This window comes from Dyadobacter fermentans DSM 18053 (assembly GCF_000023125.1).
GTDB lineage: Bacteria > Bacteroidota > Bacteroidia > Cytophagales > Spirosomataceae > Dyadobacter > Dyadobacter fermentans.
Genome location: NC_013037.1, coordinates 2223139 through 2241327, shown reverse-complemented (window position 1 = coordinate 2241327; position 18189 = coordinate 2223139). Strand labels below are relative to the sequence as shown.

At 50.5% G+C, this 18189-nt stretch carries 13 protein-coding genes; 2 read left to right on the top strand and 11 right to left on the bottom strand.

Features of this window, described 5'->3' with window-relative positions; all coding sequences use genetic code 11:
- Positions 1-49: 49 nt before the first annotated feature.
- The gene (locus tag DFER_RS08965) at positions 50-559 is read right to left on the bottom strand and encodes a jacalin-like lectin (protein WP_015811311.1); all 510 of its coding nucleotides are present in this window, start codon (positions 557-559) and stop codon (positions 50-52) included.
- The gene (locus DFER_RS08960; protein ID WP_015811310.1) at positions 556-1758 is read right to left on the bottom strand and encodes an RICIN domain-containing protein; all 1203 of its coding nucleotides are present in this window, start codon (positions 1756-1758) and stop codon (positions 556-558) included. The genes DFER_RS08965 and DFER_RS08960 overlap by 4 nt, the downstream gene beginning before the upstream one ends.
- A gap of 174 nt (positions 1759-1932) precedes the next feature.
- On the opposite strand from DFER_RS08960, the gene DFER_RS08955 reads away from it, so the two are divergent.
- On the top strand, positions 1933-2325 hold the full coding sequence (locus DFER_RS08955; protein ID WP_041734862.1) for a putative quinol monooxygenase: 393 nt from the start codon (positions 1933-1935) through the stop codon (positions 2323-2325).
- 33 nt (positions 2326-2358) lie between these two features.
- Here the strand turns inward: DFER_RS08955 and DFER_RS08950 are convergent, their stop codons facing one another.
- From DFER_RS08950 to DFER_RS08920, 7 genes are all read right to left on the bottom strand, one after another.
- Entirely contained in the window at positions 2359-4899 is a 2541-nt protein-coding gene (locus DFER_RS08950) for a hypothetical protein (protein ID WP_143828701.1), read from the bottom strand.
- Positions 4900-5711: 812 nt separating this feature from the next.
- Positions 5712-7196 carry a capsule assembly Wzi family protein gene (locus DFER_RS08945; protein WP_015811307.1) on the bottom strand — a complete coding sequence of 495 codons (1485 nt, stop codon included), beginning with the start codon at positions 7194-7196 and terminating at the stop codon, positions 5712-5714.
- Between the two features lie 3 nt (positions 7197-7199).
- Positions 7200-10322 (bottom strand): efflux RND transporter permease subunit, encoded by a 3123-nt coding sequence (locus DFER_RS08940; RefSeq protein WP_015811306.1) that lies wholly within the window; start codon positions 10320-10322, stop codon positions 7200-7202.
- 9 nt (positions 10323-10331) lie between these two features.
- A complete protein-coding gene (locus DFER_RS08935; protein WP_015811305.1) occupies positions 10332-11426 on the bottom strand; it encodes an efflux RND transporter periplasmic adaptor subunit in 1095 nt (364 codons plus the stop codon).
- Between the two features lie 15 nt (positions 11427-11441).
- On the bottom strand, positions 11442-12737 hold the full coding sequence (locus DFER_RS08930; protein ID WP_143828700.1) for a TolC family protein: 1296 nt from the start codon (positions 12735-12737) through the stop codon (positions 11442-11444).
- A 106-nt stretch (positions 12738-12843) separates the two neighbouring features.
- Positions 12844-14196, bottom strand: a complete 1353-nt coding sequence (locus tag DFER_RS08925; protein WP_015811303.1) for a sensor histidine kinase — start codon at positions 14194-14196, stop codon at positions 12844-12846.
- Complete coding sequence (locus tag DFER_RS08920) at positions 14193-14873, bottom strand: response regulator transcription factor (RefSeq protein ID WP_015811302.1); 681 nt, start codon at positions 14871-14873, stop codon at positions 14193-14195. Before DFER_RS08920 ends, DFER_RS08925 begins: the two co-directional genes overlap by 4 nt.
- Before the next feature lie 70 nt (positions 14874-14943).
- Between DFER_RS08920 and DFER_RS30690 the strand changes: the two genes are divergently transcribed.
- Positions 14944-15072 carry a hypothetical protein gene (locus DFER_RS30690; protein ID WP_262485296.1) on the top strand — a complete coding sequence of 43 codons (129 nt, stop codon included), beginning with the start codon at positions 14944-14946 and terminating at the stop codon, positions 15070-15072.
- A 1-nt stretch (position 15073) separates the two neighbouring features.
- On the opposite strand, the gene DFER_RS08910 is transcribed toward DFER_RS30690, so the two are convergent.
- Positions 15074-15484, bottom strand: a complete 411-nt coding sequence (locus tag DFER_RS08910; protein WP_015811300.1) for an ankyrin repeat domain-containing protein — start codon at positions 15482-15484, stop codon at positions 15074-15076.
- 254 nt (positions 15485-15738) lie between these two features.
- Positions 15739-18111 carry an ABC transporter permease gene (locus DFER_RS08905; RefSeq protein ID WP_015811299.1) on the bottom strand — a complete coding sequence of 791 codons (2373 nt, stop codon included), beginning with the start codon at positions 18109-18111 and terminating at the stop codon, positions 15739-15741.
- Positions 18112-18189: the final 78 nt, after the last annotated feature.

Genomic DNA, 18189 nt, shown 5'->3' with positions numbered 1-18189 from the left:
TGCGTGAGTTAACGAATATTATGACAGCTGTTAAAACTTTTCCTATGCACTAATCAATATACTCCCAATGGAATGTGAGGTGTTCGATCGTATCGCCGTTGTATGAACCGGAGATTTTTGCCAGCTTCGGGTTGAAACTGTCGGCGATATCAGCGCAAAACAAGTGGCGTGCGTAGTGCGGTGCCCGGTTGCCCGCACCAACTGTATTCCCTTTTTGAGTGGTGAACCATACCCCCTCGATAATGTTGCGAAGGTACCCGTATACACTGGTAATATACTCGCCTTCCTCCAACACGATACTGCTCGAATTGGTACCCCGGGCGCCTTTCAGGCCAGACGACCTGCCGTCGTAGAACACCTCGAGGCCGCACAGTGTGCTTGCATTGTTGGAATGGGCGATGATTTTTGTGATGGGTTGTCCATCCACACCCGTGAAAGGGTTATGCGAATACGGCCCGCCGAAGGAACCGACTTCTTTTTTGATGACCGTTTCTCTATATGTGGTTGATGCGGGATCGAAATAGGGCCAGAATTTGGCTGCGCGCAAAAACTCGTTCAATTCACATTCATATTGAGTCCTAATCTGGTTTCTGCGCTGTTGCACAGCGTTTGCGCGCGAACCTTGTAGTCCTCATCACCGTTCCCATTTTCATATATATGCCATTCCATGGACCAACCATCATAGGTATCCCGCACGGTAGATGTCCATCCCACACCTGCCTGCTGGTCATCGTTCCGATCTTTGATATGTGACATCCGCCATTCCAGTAGCTCCACTTTACTCTTATTTACGGCATCTGAGTACTCCTTTATACTACTCCTTAGCTTGGCTTTATTGGAGTCAAGTGTCTCCTGGTCAGGGTCTTTGCCAAACAGGTCTTTGTAATTGGCTACCATCATATGCCTCAATGTGATCATGATCGTGCCGAGTCCTACCATATAAGGCAATACTTCTTTGGATTGCTCGAGAAAGTGCGGCTCCTTTTCCACTATCTTCAGAATCACATCTTCGAGTTTCGTCCCTTTCAAACCGGGGGAGTTTTTAATTTCATTGAGTACCTTCAACTGTCCTGCCAGCATTTCCCTTAACTGTTTCAGCTGCGCCTCTTTGAGCAGTTCGCGTACACGGACATCCACGTAGCTTTTCATCTGGTCCCAGAGGTCGGCCAGTTTGTTGTGTTCGGTCCAGAACAATCCCACCAGAAATTTAAGTGCGCCCCCGCCGTCAGGAATCAAACCGATCAGACCCAATGCGCCCGTCCGGATCAATTCATTAACCTCGGCATACGATGTGGCATTAGCCCCCACCGCCTGGTCTATCACAGGTACCGGTTTAAAAAGTTGATTTTCTGATGCCATTAACGAATGCTGTACCACTCCGGCATCATCAGTGGTTTTCGCCAGATATACATCGAAAAACTTCTCGCTATGGACTGCCTTAATGCGGTAATAGCCACCACCCGCCGGTTCCAGGCGGAAACGGATATTCTCCTGGGTCGGCGCCCACTGCCATAAGATCACCGGCACGCCGTCTGCCTGCGAACTGTCGTGTACCGCTACATAGCGGCCATAATGAGGCATTACCAGCCAATGGAAATTGTTACCAGGGTCAAAACGGAACTTTTGAAGGTTGTTGTTAGGGTCGAGAGCCATTTGACGAAGCCCATTGCCAAGGGTGTCGGAGGAGAATCCAAGGGCTTTGCCGCTATGTTTGGCGATGAGGTAGTAATGCTGTTTTCCCAGCGGTTTAAATGCCATGTGTCTGATTTAAGGGTTATGGAACTTTGTAAATTAAACTAATTCCGTAAGTTAACCAACCAGCTGGGTGTTCGTGTGATATTTGTACATTGAAACTGTATTCACTGACCCAAACAACCTTTGAGCCGAACGCTGCCCGGCGCGCGGCGTATTCCAATCCTAAATGAAAATCAGATGAAGACGTTTCTATTAATGCTGTTTATGTTGACAGCTTGCACCTTGCAGTCAGCATTTGGTCAAAAGAAAGAGTGGATGGTCCGAATGGCCAGGATCGAGATCGATAGCGCGTACCTGGAACAGTACAAAGCCGCTATCCGCGAGCACACGCAAGCGGCAATTGCCAATGAGCCTGGCGTGCTCACATTATATGCCATGTATGACAAGGCACACCCGACCCTCGTTACTGTGCTGGAAATCTATGCGAGTAAAGCGGCCTACGAGGCCCATTTGAAAACACCTCATTTCCAGAAGTACAAAACCGGTACGCTTGAAATGGTGAAATCCTTGGAGCTCGTCGACGTAGACCCGATTGCGTTTGGGGCGAAGCCGGATATCTTGAAGAGGTAGCGGGCAGGCTACCTCTTCGTTATTTCAAAATTACTAGGCAAGGAAAGGCCAGAGCGATTTAAATGTTTCCGCCACCTCTTTTTCCAGGTTGTTTAGGATCGAAAACTCATCGGCCAGGGTTTGTTGCTCTAACAGAATTTGTCTGAGACGTTCAATAACCTCGGGATCTATTGTGGGGGCCATCTCATCGACTCTGACTGTCGAAAGTTTATTCCCGGCAAAATAATTGCTAGCGAACTGGTGCATGTGTGCCTCTCGCAAGTAGGTTAGGATTTTTGGCTTGTATATGTCTTTCGTACTATCGTTAAGATGGGTGATCAGGAATAATGCTGCGTGAAAATAGGGCTCCCTACTCTGCGTATCACGAGGCCTTAAAATTGTTTTGATGCCGTTACCGGTAGAGACGTGTATGTGACGATTCAGGCGTCCACTCAGGTAAGAAAAGGCTCCGCGATATTTCTTGTCTTCAATATTTAGTTTTACCAATTCCTCTTTTGTCGGGTTCGTGAAAAATCCCCCCATCGTGTAAACATCACTTTCAGTATCATCTGACTCCGCTTTGACCAGAACAACCATTTTAGATTCCAGATGCTTTTTGCTCTTCCAGGTGGAAGTTCCAAAGATTGTGTCTACTCCTGAGATTTTATGCTCAACTATGTCGCTCACATCAAGTTGTATTGTGAAGAAGTTTTCGTTTGAATTGGCGCCAGACTCTGTGACAGGATTTAGGATCATTAAGATAACTTTTCCATTAAAATAAACATTGCCTTTGAACTTGATCGGATTTGAACGTAACGACACCGTTTGAAAATTGTCTTCGAAAGTGAGATCGCATTTTTCGAAGCGATAGGCTGTGCTGGGGATACCAACTCGGGGAGGTCTTCGCTCGTCTGGAATTCGAAAAGTAATGTATTTAAAGTGTTCCGGAAGTTTAAGGGATGCGAGGCTAATATTTTTTGGGATGGGGTCCTGAAAAGCAATGAGGTCAGCTAACAACTGCCCGTCCGGTAAAAGATTTGGATGGTTTTTCAACTGTTTGGTTAGCGTTTCGAGCTGTGCCTCATACGAAACTACCGGAACAACATGATCTTCGTCGTTGTCTGCAGAAGCGTTTTTGCGAAGAATTAAATGCCCCTGATTGAATATCTGGTTGTCGTCTTTAATATCCGTATTTCCATAAAAGGTCCCTGAGTATTGATCATCAACCAGCTGATCCCTTATTGCCAAGACGATATACCGGTCTTGGTGGTATAGTCTCATGGTGATTGCGCCTCCGTCAAAGCCAAGCATTCCCTTCAGCTCACGCCTTCTGTTATGGAAGGCTAGCACACAATGTCCTAAAATATTGATTTCGAGCAAAAACGTTACTTTTTCGAATGCGTCATTTGGAGTATGTAGAAATACCTCTCCGGTGTACCACCCACGCAATTCATCTTTAATTCGTTTCCAATCTCTTATCTCGCTAGATTTTCCAGCATGAGAGTCTTTCCCAGGTTGATTTTCGGGCGTAATCGTTAGCTTGTTGTACAAGTGCGAATATGCCATTAGAAAATTTTCAATTGCTGGTTTGTGAGCGTCATCCTTAAAGCCGCTTCTGATGAACGCAGCTGCTACTTCAAAGTCATGCTCTAATTGCTGGGCGGTGGCTGCTTTAAAGAGTACAACCGAACCCGCCGCTGGGCGAATTGCTGTGGTGTACACTCCGCTTCTGACAGCAGAAAAGGTCCCGTATATTGGATTGTTGGCGACAGCATCTTTTGCGGACAAGTCTATAACGCATTGATGGAAAAGGTCTTTGTATTTGCCCTTGTTCGAGGCTTCAAAAGTTACGAACAGCAGTCCATTGCCACCGAGCGAGGGAATCCCGTGGTTGGTAAACTCGATACTTTCATTTCCAGCAAGTGGTTCAGCCAACTGAGTCAGCGTTGCAGACACTGGATTTTTTTCTGATGATTCCTTGCTCCAATTTAAAACAACTTTAGCCACAGTTGGAGCTTTCTCCTTCAAAAGGTAGAATGCTACAAAGTGCTCAGGGTAGGTTTGTTCAGTTTGAACTTTTAGCTTAGGATAATCGGCTGCTAATTTAAAACTCAACTCAAATTTCGACCCAAGTTTTGGGACTTTTTCTCCACCTATTTCTTCGTATTCAAAGTTGTACTCAAAATACTTTCTCAAGTGCTTTTCTACGGATTCTCTGGATAGGAATTCGTAACTTCTTGGAATGTTTCCCCTTTTCTTCTCATTATCGTGTTTTTCTGCTTCTTCTTTTTTGCTTTTGTAGCTATTCGAATATTCGACTAATCTTTTTTCGTCAGTTTTAGCAACAGACTTTTGTCCGAGATATTGATTAAGAAGATCCTTTGAATGCAGGTTGGTGATTTCTTTGAAGATTGTTCCCGCAGGTTCATGAAGCTTGTCTCGAAGCATCCATTGTATGATCGTATTTCGCGTTAAAAGACGATCGTCTTTCGTAGTGTTTTTTGTGATTCGCTCAAGAATTCTGTGCAACGCGACCGTCCAAGGGTCTAACTTTTCCAATTCGAGGAGTCCTGGTAGAGTAGTGTTTTCTTTCACTGATGTCGGTTTAGGTTTATGCGTCGCATTTTAACATCTTTTTAGGATGTGTACAATGAATATTTGGATTCTATTCATTGAACACGATTATGTCGCGTCTGGAAAAAATAGCATTATGGTAAGATGGGGTGTTGAATTTCGGTACAATTTTTCAATGAAAATCAATTTAGGGCATATCAAAGAATAATGCTCTAAAACTAGAATTTGCGGAATAATAATTGGTGTGAATCCTATTTATTGGAATATTATTTCATACAATTGTATATCTATAACACTTAACCAAAATAAATTTATTATGTCTAACTCACAAAATAATTCTACATCGAATCGAATGATTCGCGCTTCTTTTCGGAGGAATAGAAGAAAACCAAGAAAGGCAGAATTCGAGGTATTGATCGAAAAGTTGAAAAAAGATTCCGTAAGTCTGCTTTGCGATTTTGTGCTCTGGTGCCGTACCGCACTGGGGCTCGTTACTGAACATGTAACTGCACTGGGTGTTATCATCATTTTCCATGATCGGTTTCTATAATAGGCGATGCCTGAAGTTTCAGTCACTAACATAAACGGCAAAAGGAATGAAACGGAAGTTTTACGTCCACCGCCAAGCGAAAAGGTTTCTGAGGGAAGTTCAAGAAAACAAAAAATCGATGTATGTATTTTGTAAATTCTTGATCCTTTGCAGCGGCCTGCTCTTGGTCATGTAAGGAAGGGGGGGATCCCCTTCCTTTTTTTATTTTTTACTTTGTGAATTCTGAGCTGCTTTGTTGTGAACCGCAGAATGGCAAACTTCGAAGGGATTTATTCGCAAAAAATCAAAAAAACCGCGTCAGTCTCACCGCCGCGCCGAAAGTATGCGGGTACAATGCGCCCAGGTCGGTCGCGAGCGATAGCCTGGCCTGAAATCCTTTGAGCAGGCGCGGGTCGTTTTCCAGGCTGATCATTGCAGAAAACTGGCCCGGGTTGCCTTCGAAGGGTGAATCGTAGACGCCCGCGTTGTTGGAATAAGAGAACTTGCCGGTCCATTTCAGTTGCCGCAGCAGCGTTCCCTCCAAGCCAATGTGCGCCACGGCCACGCGGTTGTTGGAGGTGAAAAAATGTGCATAGCTGGGCCAGTTCCAGCGGGTGTCCGAAGTAGGGGTGATGAAGGGCGTGCCGATGGTCCGGTCGAAGTAGGACCATCCGTCCTGGACTTGTCCGTTGTTGAAATAATCGTCCTTGCCCCGCTTGTAGCTCGGCAGGTTGTCGTCGGCCACCGGACCGCCCTGGCTTTTGGTATATAAATATTCGAACACCAATGTATTCACATGGAAGGCCGCACCGTAGCTGTGCTTCCTTTTAATGCGGATACCATTCAGGCCGTCGGCGATGTTGCTGAGCCAGAACAGCGAGCCGTCTTCGTAGAGATTCTGCCGGTAAATGAGCACGCTCAGCGGATAGGTTTCCAGCTCCAGAGCGAGGTCAATGCTGCCGAGGTGGTTGCCCACGCGGCCGGTGTTATCGTGGTGGCTGGCCGTGTTGCTGCGCGGACTACCGAAAATCACATTGAGATAATTCCGGAAACCTTTCGCCATCTTGCCGTCGACCGTGTTATAGGGCGAATTGCCGCCCCATTGCGCCTGGTGGTTGAATCCGCCGTACAGCTTCACCCGCGAATGCGTTTTCCCGATCCTGCCGTAAAGCGATTTCTGATGAAGTTTTAATCCGCTTGTAACAGGCCGGCCTTTCTCAAACCAACCATCGCCATAAGACGCCTGAAACGACAGCCAGCCGCCGGTGAGCGGGACGGCTACCCAGGTGCGGGTACTGAGCTGGATTTTCGGGATCGGCAGGGCATTCGTCGACCAGGCATAGGAGCCCGTTCCAAGTGTAGAGTCGGCCAGGCCAAACCATTCCCTTTTCCGCCCTGCGGACAATTCCCAATTCCGAAACCGGACTGCTGCATAGGCCTGGGGAAATATGATTTTACTGTTTTTTGAAACAATACCCAGTGCCTCTGCGCCTAGTCCCACCCGCCATTGCGCAGGCTTGCCGGTACGCTTGTCCAAATTCATAAACCACTCCATTCCAGCCCCGATCACCCCGGCCGGGCTTTCCTTTGGCACCATTCCGAACTGATTGGATTGTATCCAGAAAGGCGCCCGGCCGGAAGTGGACACGTAACCTGCCAGCGACAGGTAGGTCATCGACGAATCCGGTAAGCTCGTCTGCCGGGGCGTGTCCTGCGCATGAGCAGGCAGCGGATCGAGCAAGAGTAGGCCCAGGCATCGAAATGTGGCAATCCCGCAGCGTAAGATCATATTTTATTCCGTTAAGTGCCCCGCCGGTTGGCTGGCCGGCTCATCGGCTTTGCGGTAGGCCCAGTAGAAAATCTGCGGCAACACCGTGAATGACAAAAACATGCAGATCAGCAATCCTCCCACGATCATGATCGCGAGCGGCTTCTGGATTTCGGAGCCCATTCCATTGGAAAGGGCGGCCGGCAGCAGCCCCAGCGAGCCCATGAGGGCAATCATGATCACCGGCCTGATCCGGCCGTAAATGCCGTCGGAAATGGCCTGCCGGAGTGGCATTTTATGCAGCAGGTTATCCTTCATGACGTGCACGAGAATAATGCCGTCGATGGTACACACGCCAAACAGAATGATGAACCCGATCCCCGCCGAAATGCCGAAGATGGTACCCGTGACCCACAGCGAGATAAATCCCCCGATGAATGCGAACGGAATGGTAATCAGCGAGATAAGCGTGTCTTTCGCATTTCCGAAATTCATGTAGAGCAAAAAGACGATGAGCACCACAGCGGCCGGCACGATTACCGACAGCTGCTGCGTGGCGCGCTCCTTGCTTTCAAATTCGCCCGCCCATTCTACTTTGGCATTTTTCGGAATTTTGACCTTCTCTTTCACCACCTGCTGCGCCTCGGCAATGGTGCTGCCCAAATCGCGCCCTTCAATGCTGAAACCAATGCCGATGTAGCGGCTGCTGCCTTCGCGGTAAATGAATGCGGGGCCGGTTTTGGTACCGATGGTGGCGATCTCTTTCAGCGGTACCTGGTGGTCGTCCAGGGACGGAATGAGAATGTTCCCGATCTCTTCCTGGGTATTTCGGTATTTTTCCTGGAACCGAACGGTGATATCGAACATCCGGTCGTTTTCGTAGAATACCGAGGCCGCTTTTCCGCCGATGGTCATCTCGATCACAGCCTGGGCGTCGGCCATCGACACGCCGTGCCGGGCCATGCGGCCTTCGTCGAGTTTGATGTTGAGCTCGGGCAGGCCAATGTTGCGGTACACCAGGATGTCGGCAATGCCATTTACGGTTTTCAGATGCGCGGCCACATCGTCGGCCTGTCGTTCGAGCTCGACCAGGTCGTCGCCGAAGATTTTGACGACCAGAGAGCTCTTCACACCGGCCACGTATTCTTCGACATTATCCTGGATGGGCTGACTGAAACCGAAGGTAATGCCGGGAAACGACGCCAGTACATCCTTCATCTGCCGCAGCAGCTCCTCCTTGGTGATCTTCCGCTTCCACTCGCTCTCGGGTTTGAGCTGGATATGGAATTCATTGTTAAAAAATCCGGTAGGGTCGGTACCGTCGTTGGGGCGGCCTGTCTGGCTCATGACGAACTTCACTTCGGGAAACGAGCGCAGGGTATCACGGAGGGTATTGCTCGTTTTGACGGACTGTTCGAGGTTAATGCTGTTGGGCAAAGTGGCGCGCACATAAATAGCGCCTTCATTGAGCTTGGGAATGAATTCGGTGCCGTAATGGAGGAATTTGCCGATACAAACCGCAAACAGCACCACAAAGCCGACCATGACGAGCCGCTTGTTCCGATCGCTCCATTGGTATAGTTTGAAAATATTGGTCCGGAAAAAATTCACCACCGGGTTGTTCACCTCCCGCACCTTGCCCCGCAGCAGCACCTTGCACATCGCCGGCACGAACGTGAGGCTGAGTATCAGCGAGCCCACCAATGCATAGCCAAGCGTAAATGCCAGCGGCGCAAACATTTTACCCTCCACTTTCTGGAATGAGAAAATGGGCAGCAATGCGACGATCAGGATAATCTGGGCAAAAAATATGTGCGGTGCCACGTGCTTAACACTCCGCTTCATGAGCCCCAGCTTCGACATTTTGCCAAACCTTTCCTCTCCCAAAACCCGCGACCTGCCTTCCAGATCGACATATATTTTCTCCACAATCACCATTGTCCCTTCCAGCAGCAGCCCGAAGTCGATCGCGCCCAGGGAGATGAGGTTCGCAGGCAGCCCCTGGATGCGCAGCATGGTGATGGCAAACAGGAAGGATAGCGGGATCACCAATGCGACTGTTAACGTGGTGCGCCAGTTGAACAAAAATACAAATACAATCACCGATACCAGCACAATGCCCTCGGCAAGGTTATGCGTTACGGTGTTCACGGTAGCGTCTACCAGCTCGGTACGGTCGATCACCGGCTCAATCTGTACGTCCGACGGCAGAATGCGGTTGTTGAGATCGGCAATGGTGGCTTCGAGGCGCTCGATCACGTCACTCGGGTTCTCGCCCCGGAGCATTACCACGATACCTTCTACCAGGTCTTTGTCTTCTCCCAATCCTACCTGCCCCAGCCTCGGCTTGGCGGTTACTTCCACGTCGGCGACCTGCTTCACCAGTACCGGCGTATTTCCCTTCACCTGGATGAGGATATTCTCAATGTCTTTGACGCTTTCGAGCAGGCCCATTCCGCGCACCACATAAGCCTGATCGCCTTTCTGGATCACATCCCCGCCCACATTGATATTGCTCTTGCCGACGGCATCAAACACGTCGAGCGGCGTGAGGTTGTACTGCGCCAGCAGCGCCGGGTTGACGCGCACTTCATAAATTTTCTCCTCGCCGCCAAAGCTCGCCACCGTAGCCACGCCGGGCACGGCCACCAGCTCACGCTCGATCACCCATTCCTGAAGAGCGGTCAATTCCTTGATGGGCCGGTCGCTTTTGAGCACATACCGGAATATTTCCCCTGTGGCGCCATAAGGCGGCTCGATTTCGGCCTCTGCACCCGACGGCATGCCAACATTGCGGAGGCGCGTGGAAGCGTACTGCTGGGCGTAAAAATCCTCAACTCCGTCCTCGAACAGCACCGTCACCACCGATAGCCCGAAAAGCGAGATCGAGCGGACCTGCGCTTTGCGTGGAATGGTGTTCATTTCCTTCATGACGGGAAGGGTAATAAACTTTTCGACCTCCTCGGCGCTCCGGCCCGGCCATTGCGTAATGATCCTGGCCCGGGTGTTGGTCACGTCAGGAAATGCTTCGATGGGCGTATGGATGTAACTGACGATCCCCACCACAGCCAGCAGGGCGGTCATGAAAAAGATGATCATTGTGTTCTTCAAAGAGAAGCCCACAATGCTTTGTGTTAATTTCTGCATGAATGTCTCTTATTTTTCCGTGTCCAGAACTTGCGAAAACAGCAGGAGCTGGTCGCGCACGACCACGTGCTCGCCGGCTGCAATGCCGCTTTTAAAAAAGATCCGGTCGTTGTCGGTGGCGTCCGGCGTTACCTTTCTGGGTTCTAGGGAATTGTCTTCCTTCCGGATCAGGACGTAGTTTTCATTATTGTGCAGGATCAGGGCATTGGCTGGTATTCCTACCGCCATTTCGCTGGAATGACGTGTTACCACGGCCTCGATCGTCAGCCCCGGTTTCAGTTTGAGGTCCTTGTTCGGCATCCTGATCCGCGCTTTGAGCACGCGTTCCTGCGGGTCGAATACCTGCGAAATATCGGAGATGGTGCCTTCAAAAAACTCACCGGGGTAGGCTTTGGATTTGATAATGGCCTTCATGCCTTTGGTGACGAACGACAGGTCGACGGCGTAAATATTGGCCGTTACCCACACTTCCGACAAGTCCGAAATCGTGAACAGGCCCGACTCGCTGCTGCCTACCTGCGTGCCTTCCGACACATTGTTTTCCACCACATAGCCGCTCACCGGCGCTTTGATCTGGAATACGCCTTTTTCGGAGCTGGCATTGTAAAGCGAGAGATTGGCTGCGATTTTGTCGATTTCCGACCGCACCACTTCCACTTCGCTCTTCGCCTCCGCCAGGTCTTTTTCGGAAGCAATGCGGTCGTCGAACATCGACTGCGCGGCGGCGAGCTTGCGCTGGGCTACGGCAAGCTGCGAGTCGAGCACCCGGCGCTGCGAGCTAAGCTCGGAGAGTTCGGTGCTCCGCATTTCGGCCAGCACCTGTCCTTTGGTGACGCGGTCGCCCAGCGACACGTGCGAGCGGGTAATGACGCCCGTCACCAGGCTGGTGTAATGCACCACCTGGTTGGGATTGTATTCGATTTGGCCGGTAAGCCGGATCGACTCGGTAACGGGCTCGATTACAGCGGGATAGGTGGCTACGTTGGACGGCAGGAATGCGACGGGCTGTTTTTCCTCCACCACCGGCGCTTTGGGCTGGTAGCAGGAGGTAACCAGCAGCGAAACGGCCGCGAGCGTTTTCAGAGAAAGGTTTGATGGGAACATAATGTAAATGCTTTTTTACTGGATTTCGGAACCGGTCACGTATATGAGGGCTTCCCGGCTTTGGCGCAGGTCTTTGAGCGCCGTGAGAATGGTGCGCTTGTTGGCCAGAACAGCTTCGAGGAAATCGAGGTATTCGACCATGCTTACATTGCGCTGGACAAACTGGCGGGTGTAGGATTCGAGCACCTGGCCGAGCTCATCGGAATAGGCCGGGTCAAGGCTTTGGTACACACCCAAATGCTTTCGGAGGTTGCGGAATGCCTCGGTCACTTCGGTTTGCACCTGCAAGCTTTTCTGGTCATTCTGAACCTGGGCATGCTCGATGCCCACTTTGCTTTCGAGGATAGCGCCCTGGTTGCGATTGAATACCGGCACATCGAATTTCACACCGAAGCCAAAGAAGTTCAGCAGGAAGTTGCCGCCCCGGTCGTAGTTGATGCCCACATTCACATCGGGCTTGCGCTGGGCGTATTCGTAGTCATATTTCTTCTGCGCCCATTGCTGTTGCAGGATGCTGATCCGGGCATCGGGCCGGTTGGCCAGCGCGGTGGTCGTGAGCGCATCGAGGGATAATGTGGCCAGCGGGCCGGTGTCGGGGCGGTCGGGCGCTTCGAAAACCAGGTACGCATTCGCCGGCGTGTGGAGCAGCACGGTCAGGTCCTTCTGCAAGCCGTGGATTTCCTTTTGTATTTCCACGATCTGCTGGGCCAGTTCGAGCTTCACGGCGCGCAGGCGAAAAAGCTCACCTTTGTTCACATTCCCCCGGCTGTACTGTCCCTCAAAAGCTGCCACGAGCCTCGCCAGAACGGCATCTTGTGCCAGCAGCTCGGTTACATAAGCCTGCTGGTAAGCCAGCTCAAACAGTCCGCCGCGGAGCTGCATTTTTAGCTCCCGCACAAGCTCGCCGAAATATTCGGCAGCCATATCCCGCGATACCGATTCGAGCGCAATGCGTTTGCGCCGCTTGCCGCCGGTTTCGATGAGCTGCGAGAGCTCGGCCGTAAATTCCCGGTTGCGCCCGACGTTGCCGAACAGCGGCGGGATCGTCTCGCCGGACGATAGCTGGTTGCGCGTCGCCCAGAGGTTCACTTCGTCGAGGCTGAACTCGGGGTTAGGCCAGAGCCGGGCCTGGATAATGGCTGCCTCCGCCTGCCTGATGCTCAGTTTCTGGGCAATGAGGTCGAGGTTTTGGGTCAAAAACAATGACTCGGCCTCTTTTTGGTTGATTCTCAGTGTGTCCTGGGCCGACACTTTCAAGGCAGGGAAGATAGAGGAGGCTAGCACGCAAAATGCGATGATATATACCTTCACAAAGTTGTCTGTTTGTTGAAGGCACAAAACTAGCCGCGCAACATTAGAGCATTCTTTGACCCAAATTATATGTAGATGAGAGCTACATTAAAAGTAAATGAGAAAATCAGAAGGTGACACGAACGGTGGTGCCCACGCCGGCCGACGATTCCATATCCAGCCGCACGTGATGATTTTCGAGGATTTTTTGTGAGATGGTCATGCCAAGTCCGTTGCCTTTGCGCGTCAATGCATTGCCGCCGCGGTAGAAAGGCTCGAAAATATGGGCCATGTCTGCTTCCTGGATGCCGATACCCCTGTCGCGGATGCGGATCACCAGGTGCCCGGCTTCCTCGCCGACCTCTATTTCGATCGGCTTGCCTTCGGAAAACTTGGCCGCATTTTCGATGAGGTTATATAAGGCAATGTAAATCTGTGTAGGGTTGCACGTGAATGTAAGCAGGTCCGTTTGCCCTTCCGGCAGCTGCCACAGCAGGTTCACTTTGGTATCGGGGTATTCACGTTCGAGCTGTTCGAGCATTTCCCAGAGGATTTCGTCAATACGCTGCTGGCTGGAAATGTCCGCCTGCGGCTGGCCCAATCCGGCCAGCAGGAGCAGGTTTTGCAGGATTTTTTCCAGGCGTTCGGCATCATTGAGCACATTCCGGCTCACGGATTCATATTCCTGGGCAGTCCGCTGTTTGTTGAGCAGCACTTCCAGGTTGCCGACAATGGCGGCGAGCGGGCTTTTCAGCTCGTGGGAAGCGTGGCTGATGAAGTTTTTCTGGATCTGAATGCTCTCGTACGATTTGTCGAGCATGCTGTTGAACTCCTTGAAAAGATCTTCCAGCTCGTCGCGGGTTTTCGGATAAGCGAGCTGCTGTCGCTCGCGCGCCACATCCAGCGACTTCACCTGCTCGATGATATTCCGCACCGGCGAATAGGCTATCCGCGACAAGGTATAGCTCAGCGCCACGATCACCACAATGCCGATGAACAGCGCTGTGATCAGGATTTTCAGAAACTCGCTCTCCTGCGCATTCAGCGTGGGGTTATTGGCTTTAATGATAATGCTGAAAGAGCCCTGGTTATCCCGGTAGTAAATGGCGTAATAATAAAGGCTGCCTACTTTAAAACTGTAATGGTGCCTGTCGCGGATGGTTTTCAGGATGCGGCTGGTAATGTTTGTGTCCGGGTCGGCCTCTCCGAAATGGATGCGGCCCGCCTTGTCGTACAGCCTGATCTCCTGATCCGCGGTGGCGGTCAGAAACCTTTTTTCGATCCGGCTATATTCCTTGGAGCTCATTTCATCCTCTTCCAGATAGAACAGCGCCGTGAGTGAAGCTTTTCGTCCTAATTCTTCGAAAAAGATATTTTCTGCGGACTGGATGAAGTTCAGGTAGATCAGCGCGGATGAAATGGTAAAAACCAGGCTGAATACCAGCGAGGCAGTGAGCGTAAGTTTGTGCTGTATCTTCATTTTTGCGACGCGATCATATAGCCGGTACCTTTCACCGTCCGGATCAGCTTGTCTGGAAAATCCACGTCGATTTTGTTGCGGAGATAGGAAATGTACACGTCCACCACATTGGTATAAGTGTCCATATTGGTACTCCACACCACTTGCAGGATCTGGCTGCGGGTCAGCACTTTGTTCTGGTTTTCCATTAAATACACCAAGAACCGGAATTCCTTGGCCGAAAGCACGATCTCTTTGCCCGCACGCTGTACCAGGTGCGTGTCCAGGTTTACTTCAAGATCCGCACACACCAGCACATTGTCTTTGGAGTAATGCATGTCATACCGCCGCCGCAATGCATTGATTCGCGAGAGCAATTCAGGGAAGTGAATGGGTTTGGTAAGGTAGTCGTCCGCCCCGAGGTCCAGTGCCTTGATCTTATCATCGGCTTCGCCCAATGCACTTAGTATCAGCACCGGCGTGTCGATCTTTTTGTAGCGGATCAGCTGCGTGAGCTGAAAACCGTCGATGTCGGGCAGCATCACATCCAGAATAAACAGGTCCCACGAACCGTCCTGGATGAGCGTCCGGGCCATAGCGCCATCCTGCGCCCATTCCACAAAATAGCCCACCTCGGCGAGGCCCTTCGTCAGAAAGCTCCCGATACGTTCGTCGTCTTCTACCACCAGAATTTTCATGGATCTCCAATGCATGCTGCTTTTGCAAACATACGGAAGAATCAGAAAAGCAGTGATAATCATTACGGGTATGGACTCTACCATCATTCCTGTGACGGTTTTCAATGGTGCGCGGGACGGGAAAACCCTGGGAATTACTGCCGGCGACCATGTGAAAAAAGGCATGGATCTGGCAGTCATTGCGCTGGGAAACCGATGATTTAGCGTCTTGTCAGTAATCTTTCGATTTCGGGATACTGTTTTTTCCTTGCCCACTCCAAAGGGGTAGCCCATGGGGCACCTGCCTGATGGATATCTGCGCCTTGCGCCATTAAAAACGCAACCATTTCCACTTGTCCCCATCTCGCAGCAAATCCCATTGGCGTAGAATGGTAGATACCGTCAACAGCATTCAAATCGGCGCCATAGCGGATCAAAAGCCCGGCTTTTTCAATGTCGCCGTTTTGGGCGATATTGTGCAGAATCGTTACGCGCTGACAAGTCATGATATTCAGGTTCATGCCATTTTCCAGCAGAAATTCCGCGCCGTCGTAACGTTCAAAGTAGTATGCTTGCGCCCATTTCACAACAGCAGGCACTTCTGCACCGTAGCGCATCAGCAGTTCCATCATTTCCCGGTGATCCGTCGTAAGCGGCTTTCAGCATTTTCCACACCTTATCGGTAGTAGAGACCACGCCGCCAGAGAGCTCGACAGGCAAAGAAAGTTTCAATTCGTCAGGCTGGATCATCGCTCAAACATTAACATTTTCAAAGATGAAATATGAAATATGTACGTTGCCTGAAACTGCGGAATATGGAAATGGTAATTTAATTGAAAAAAGGGGAGAGCGCTTTTACCGGACGGACAAATGACCTGGCGGTAAACTACTCCGATTTCAATGATTTCACGGGATCTAACAGCGCCGCCCTGATTGCCTGGAAACTTACCGTTAACAACGTAATGATCAAAGCACCGGTAGATGTGACGGCGAAAATCCACCAGGACATTTCGGTCCGGTACTCGTAGTTTGCCAGCCATTTTCCCATAAAATGCCAGGTGACCGGTATGGAAATGGCGCAAGAGATGACCACCAGAAGCACAAAATCCCTGGAAAGCATTTGCCATAAACTGGCGACCGACGCGCCCAGTACTTTTCGGATTCCAAGCTCCTTGGTACGCTGCTCGGCGACGAATGAGGCTAGTCCAAACAATCCCAGACAGGAGATCAAAATCGCGAGGCTGGCAAAGAATGTCGAAAGCTTGCCGACGCGTTCTTCTGTTCTGAATTTCTTGGAGTACTCCTCATCCGCAAATTGATAAGTGAATGGACTGCCGGGACTGTATTTTTTGAACACATTTTCGACTTCCGCCACCGCCTCACTTACGCTCCGGCCTGCTGCCAGTCTGATATTTATCGTGTTGGTGTATTTGTAGTTGCATATAAAAAAGGAAGGGCTTACGGGCGAAAAGGGATTCTCCTTGATCATATCTTTCACAATCCCCACCACCTTGTAAGACCGGCCGCGCGCTCTGACGAAGGCGTTAAGCGGATCTTTAACGCCCATGATTTTAACTGCCGCCTCGTTCAAAATAATGGAAGCGGTGTCAGTAGAAAAGGTTCTGGAAAAATCCCTGCCTGCTTTAATCTGCCAGCCGATGGTGTTGCCATAGTCGTGCGTCACGGCGTTGGATTGGAACAGGGGATGGCTTTCGGGGCTTTTCCCTTCCCAGGAGAAATCGGTGGTGCCTGCGTCCTTCGCGGTTACGAGGCTGGATGATTGGGACATTTCCTTCACTGCGCCTGTGTTTTTCAGGTCGGTGCGTAACGCGTCGTAGTGGCCGTACAGCTCCGGGGTGGTCATTTGGATCTCGATCAAGCCATTGCGGCTGTATCCGATCGGACGGTCTTTGGCGAAGCGAATCTGCCGGAAAACGATAATTGTCCCGATAATTAATGTGACGGATACGGTAAACTGTACAACTACCAGTACTTTGCGGGGAGTCGCCGCAAACCGTCCCGCATACATCGCGCCTTTGAGTACTTTAAGTGGCTGAAACGAAGACAAATACAGCGCCGGATAGCTGCCGGCTATGATTCCTGTCAGAATGCTGAACGCTATCCCCGCAGCCCAGAACCAGGGGTTCAGCCACAAAATGGACATTTCTTTTTCCGCAACTTCGTTGAAAAATGGGAGTGCCAGGGCGGCCAGTCCGATGGCGATTACAAAAGCAATGAAAACGACGAGAAAGGATTCGCTGAAAAACTGCCCGATCAGCTGACCGCGAAACGAGCCGATGGCTTTCCTGATCCCGACTTCCCGCGCACGCTGCTGCGAACGTGCGGTGCTTAGGTTCATGAAATTGATACATGCCAGCAGCAATACAAAAATGCCGATGATGCCAAAAAGCCAGACAAACCGGATCAGTCCGCCGGTGTTGACTCCGTCTTTAAAATCGGCATACAAATGCCACTTGCTCATCGGTTGGATGAAAAACTCAGGTTTGTAGCCGGGGGGATCACTGCGTTTCATCCGCACGTCCTTAATTTTAGCTGAAACCTCATCAAAATCTGCTCCCTTTTTCAGAAGGCCGTATATATAAAAGGAATTTTCATCCCATTCCTGCAAAGAGCTTCTTACGTATTCGTCTTTGGCAATCGCCAGTTTCCATGGGATAATAAAGGTCACTTCCTTAAATGAGCTGTTTTCAGGAAAATCCTCGTAAACGCCCGTCACTTTCACATCCAGCTTATTGTCGATTTTGATGACCTTGTTCAAAGGGTTTTCGGTCCCAAAGAAAGCCTTCGCCAGACTTTCAGAGAGCATCACAGCGTTCACTTCCTGCAAGCCCCCGCGATTCCCAGCCAGCAAATTAACGGACATCATATCCAAAAAATCCGGCTCCACAGAAATGCCTGTCTTAAAGAATTTATCGTCACCCGAAGCCAGGATCAGCCCCTGGGTCCGTGTCACCGCCACCGACTCGAAATCGGGGTACGTGCTGCGGAGTTCTTCTCCCAAGGGAATGGGAGCATCCTTGTAGGTCGATTTTTCGACATCAAATTTTACATGCTGCATCACAAGGCCAATCCGCTCATAGTTCTTATGGTATTTGTCAAACGACAATTCATCATAGAGCCAAAGGCCGATCAGGACGGCAACGGCCATTCCTATGGCAAGTCCTCCGATATTGATGGCGGAATATCCCTTGCTTTTCGAGATATTTCTGAGTGCGATTTTGATGTAGTTGCTGATCATGGCTGGCATATTTGCATTGTGGCATACAATGAGTTGAGGCGGAAAGGTCCGCCTCATGTAAATCCGGATTTATTCTGA

Excerpts from the sequence above, each read along its gene's own strand:
- DFER_RS08925 (WP_015811303.1), bottom strand. The coding sequence starts at position 14,196 with ATGAAGATACAGCACAAACTTACGCTCACTGCCTCGCTGGTATTCAGC.
- DFER_RS30690 (WP_262485296.1), top strand. The coding sequence starts at position 14,944 with ATGGACTCTACCATCATTCCTGTGACGGTTTTCAATGGTGCGCGGGAC.
- DFER_RS08955 (WP_041734862.1), top strand. The coding sequence starts at position 1,933 with ATGAAGACGTTTCTATTAATGCTGTTTATGTTGACAGCTTGCACCTTG.
- DFER_RS08940 (WP_015811306.1), bottom strand. The coding sequence starts at position 10,322 with ATGCAGAAATTAACACAAAGCATTGTGGGCTTCTCTTTGAAGAACACA.
- DFER_RS08935 (WP_015811305.1), bottom strand. The coding sequence starts at position 11,426 with ATGTTCCCATCAAACCTTTCTCTGAAAACGCTCGCGGCCGTTTCGCTG.
- DFER_RS08920 (WP_015811302.1), bottom strand. The coding sequence starts at position 14,873 with ATGAAAATTCTGGTGGTAGAAGACGACGAACGTATCGGGAGCTTTCTG.
- DFER_RS08960 (WP_015811310.1), bottom strand. The coding sequence starts at position 1,758 with ATGGCATTTAAACCGCTGGGAAAACAGCATTACTACCTCATCGCCAAA.
- DFER_RS08910 (WP_015811300.1), bottom strand. The coding sequence starts at position 15,484 with ATGATGGAACTGCTGATGCGCTACGGTGCAGAAGTGCCTGCTGTTGTG.
- DFER_RS08945 (WP_015811307.1), bottom strand. The coding sequence starts at position 7,196 with ATGATCTTACGCTGCGGGATTGCCACATTTCGATGCCTGGGCCTACTC.
- DFER_RS08905 (WP_015811299.1), bottom strand. The coding sequence starts at position 18,111 with ATGATCAGCAACTACATCAAAATCGCACTCAGAAATATCTCGAAAAGC.